The 3,298-nt window shown below is 69.6% G+C and carries 3 protein-coding genes; 2 read left to right on the top strand and 1 reads right to left on the bottom strand.

What is annotated here, in order from left to right:
• Positions 1-2 precede the first annotated feature (2 nt).
• Positions 3-410: a hypothetical protein gene (locus tag CCN39_RS42225; RefSeq protein ID WP_244211255.1), complete on the top strand. Its 408-nt coding sequence runs from the start codon at positions 3-5 to the stop codon at positions 408-410.
• Positions 411-615: 205 nt separating this feature from the next.
• On the top strand, positions 616-1,281 hold the full coding sequence (locus CCN39_RS42220; protein WP_086852108.1) for an SCO2207 family protein: 666 nt from the start codon (positions 616-618) through the stop codon (positions 1,279-1,281).
• A 51-nt stretch (positions 1,282-1,332) separates the two neighbouring features.
• On the opposite strand, the gene CCN39_RS42215 is transcribed toward CCN39_RS42220, so the two are convergent.
• Positions 1,333-2,985, bottom strand: coding sequence for a fumarate hydratase (locus CCN39_RS42215; RefSeq protein WP_086852106.1), 1,653 nt, complete (start codon positions 2,983-2,985; stop codon positions 1,333-1,335).
• Positions 2,986-3,298 lie beyond the last annotated feature (313 nt).

Genomic DNA, 3,298 nt, shown 5'->3' with positions numbered 1-3,298 from the left:
GCGTGTCGACGCCGGCGTCGCCGTCGCCGTCGCCGAGTGAATCGGTGCTGCCGGCACCGCCGGAGCCCAACCCGCCCGGCAAGCCCCGGCTGACCGTGCCGGAGGGCAGCACCCAGGTGCCGGCCGGCCAGATCGACGCGACCGCGCTGCCCGCCGGGTTCCCGCGCGAGGTGTGGACGGCCAACGGCGGCACCGTGCTCAACATCCGCGCCCAGGAGGGCGGCTGCGGGCACGCGCTCGGCGAGGCGGGCGAACAGGCGGGCGACCACGTCGTCGTCACCTTGAGCGAGACGAAGGCCCAGACCAACCAGATGTGCACGATGGACATCCGGTACCCGGTCATCTCGGTCACCCTGGCCGCGCCGCTCGACCAGCGCACGGTGGTGCTGAAGACGACGCCGCCGAAGTAGGAGCTGCTCCTGACACGGCCCCCGGAGAACGGCTCCGGGGGCCGTGTGCTGTCCGCAGTGGACGATCACCGGGCGGTGGTCCGGACCACGGTGGGCCCGTGGTCCGGTTCGTCGAAGTTGTCGAAAATTGTCAGGGCTCCCGCTGAACCGCCGTCGTGACCGGGCCGTGTCCCGGGGTGAGGTGGCGATCAGAGAGGAGGGGCCCATGCCCCGGTTGAGCAGTGGCCGGCACCGCAAGCAGGCGACCGTCGGACTGGCCGCGTTGCTGGGTGTTTCCGGAATCACCGCGGCCGCCATCGCGCTGAGCAGTCCCGCGGGCAACGCGGCCGAAGCGCCCAAGGAGAACTGCGGGGGGCTCGACACCGCCCTGCAGAACAACTTGACCTTCATCGCGGGCCAGCAGGCGAACCCGGACGCGCAGTCGGCCGCGCGGATCGCCAACCGGCAGGCGGTGGTGGACCTGATCCAGCAGCGGCGGCAAGTGGCGGGCTGCACGGCGAACGTGGCGGCGGGCAACGGCCAGGCCGCGGCGGCGCCGGGGAATTCCGGCAACGCGCCGGGCAAGGCGCAGGCGCCCGGGCAGCAGAAGAAGCAGGAGCAGCCGGCCGCCGGTGGCGCGGTGGGCGAGGTCGTCTGTCCCGGTTCGACGGTGACGCTCTCGGGCGAGGCCGGCGCGCCGGCCGCGTCGAGCAACCAGTTCCCGGCCGGGACGAAGCTCAAAGTGACCAATTTGGACAACTCGAAGTCCACCACGGTGGCGGTGACGTCGGTGTCGGGCAGCTGCACGCTGCTCAACAACGCGGCCTTCGAAGAAGTCCGGGAGCCGGGGAAGTTCCTCATCCGGCGCGCGCGGATCGAGCGCGTCGGCTGAGCGGGGAAAAGGGGACACCGGCGGCGGGCCGGTGTCCCCTTTTCTTGTGGGCTAGCGGAAGCTGATCTGCAGCACCGGATCGCCGGTGCTGGCGAAGAAGTCGTTGCCCTTGTCGTCGATGACGACGAACGCCGGGAAGTCCTCGACCTCGATCTTCCAGACGGCTTCCATGCCGAGCTCGGCGTACTCGAGGACGTCGACCTGCTTGATGCAGTCCTGCGCGAGCCGCGCCGCCGGGCCGCCGATGGAGCCGAGGTAGAACCCGCCGTGCGCCTGGCAGGCGTTCGTCACCTGCTTCGAGCGGTTCCCCTTGGCCAGCATGACGAGTGAGCCGCCGGCGGCCTGGAACTGCTCGACGTAGGAGTCCATCCGCCCGGCCGTCGTGGGCCCGAACGACCCGGACGCGTAGCCCTCGGGCGTCTTCGCCGGGCCGGCGTAGTAGACCGGGTGGTTCTTGAGGTAGTCCGGCATCTCCTCGCCGGCGTCGAGCCGCTCGGCGATCTTCGCGTGCGCGATGTCCCGCGCGACGACCAGCGGTCCGGTGAGCGAAAGCCGCGTCTTGACCGGCAGCTGCGAGAGCTGCGCCCGGATCTCGGCCATCGGCCGGTTCAGGTCGACGGCGACGACGTCGTCGGAGAGGTCTTCCTCGGTGACGTCGGGCAGGAAGCGGGCGGGGTCGCGCTCGAGCTGTTCGATGAACACGCCCTCGGCCGTGATCTTGGCCTTCGCCTGCCGGTCGGCGGAGCAGGAGACGGCGATGCCGACGGGGCAGCTCGCGCCGTGGCGGGGCAGCCGGATGACGCGGACGTCGTGGCAGAAGTACTTGCCGCCGAACTGCGCGCCGATGCCGAACTGCCGGGTCATCTCCAGGACCTGCTGCTCGAGGTCCGGGTCGCGGAAGGCGTGCCCGAGTTCGGAGCCTTCCTGCGGCAGGTTGTCGAGGTAGCGCGCGGAGGCGAGCTTCGCGACCTTGAGGTTGAACTCCGCGGACATCCCGCCGACGACGATGGCGAGGTGGTACGGCGGGCAGGCGGCGGTGCCGAGGCTGCGCAGCTTCTCGTCGAGGAACCGCGCGAGCCGCTTCGGGTTCAGGACGGCCTTGGTTTCCTGGTAGAGGAACGTCTTGTTGGCGCTGCCGCCGCCCTTGGCCATGAAGAGGAACTCGTAGGTCGGGTCCCCGTCCTTGTGGTAGAGCTCGATCTGCGCCGGCAGGTTGGTGCCGGTGTTGCGCTCGTCCCAGAAGTTGACCGGCGCCATCTGCGAGTACCGCAGGTTCAGCTGCTGGTAGGCGTCGAAGATCCCCTGCGAGAGGGCGCGCTCGTCGTCACCGCCGGTGAGCACGCCTTCGCCGCGCTTGCCGATGACGATGGCGGTCCCGGTGTCCTGGCACATGGGCAGGACGCCACCGGCGGAGATGGCGGCGTTGCGCAGCAGGTCCATGGCGACGAACCGGTCGTTGCCGCTCGCTTCGGGATCGTCGACGATCGCGCGCAGCTGCTGCAGGTGTGACGTGCGCAACAGGTGCTGGATGTCGGTGATGGCGGTGCGAGCGAGCGTGGTGAGCGCTTCCGGGGCGATCTTCAGGAAGGTCCGCCCGGCGGCTTCGACGGTCTCGACGCCCTCGTCGGTGACCAACCGGTATTCGGTGGTGGTGTCCTTGCCCAGCGGGAGGACTTCGGTGTGCTGAAACGTGGTGGACGGCACTGCCAGGCTCCTTTGCCAGCTCCGGGATCGGTCCACCCTACGGGGGCTGCTCGGGTACCCGACAGAAGCACCCGGTCACTGTGGGCCACCCCACGCGGTCGTTTCTGATCCATCACCCCGAAGCTTCTGGCCCATCACTCCGAAACTTCTGGCCCATCACCCCGAAGCTTCTGGCCCATCACCCCGAAGCTTCTGGCCCATCACCCCGAAGCCTGATTGTGACTACGGACGGTGGTACCGCGTCAAGGCGGGAAAGCGTGCCTTGACCCGGCACCACCGTCCGTGTTTTTGGCTTCGGATCGGGGTGGTGGGA

This window comes from Amycolatopsis kentuckyensis (genome assembly GCF_002155975.1).
In the GTDB taxonomy this organism is placed as follows: domain Bacteria; phylum Actinomycetota; class Actinomycetes; order Mycobacteriales; family Pseudonocardiaceae; genus Amycolatopsis; species Amycolatopsis kentuckyensis.
Note: the sequence above shows the minus strand (reverse complement) of the source record. Positions and strands in the feature narration are given on the sequence as shown.

Excerpts from the sequence above, each read along its gene's own strand:
- CCN39_RS42220 (WP_086852108.1), top strand. The coding sequence starts at position 616 with ATGCCCCGGTTGAGCAGTGGCCGGCACCGCAAGCAGGCGACCGTCGGA.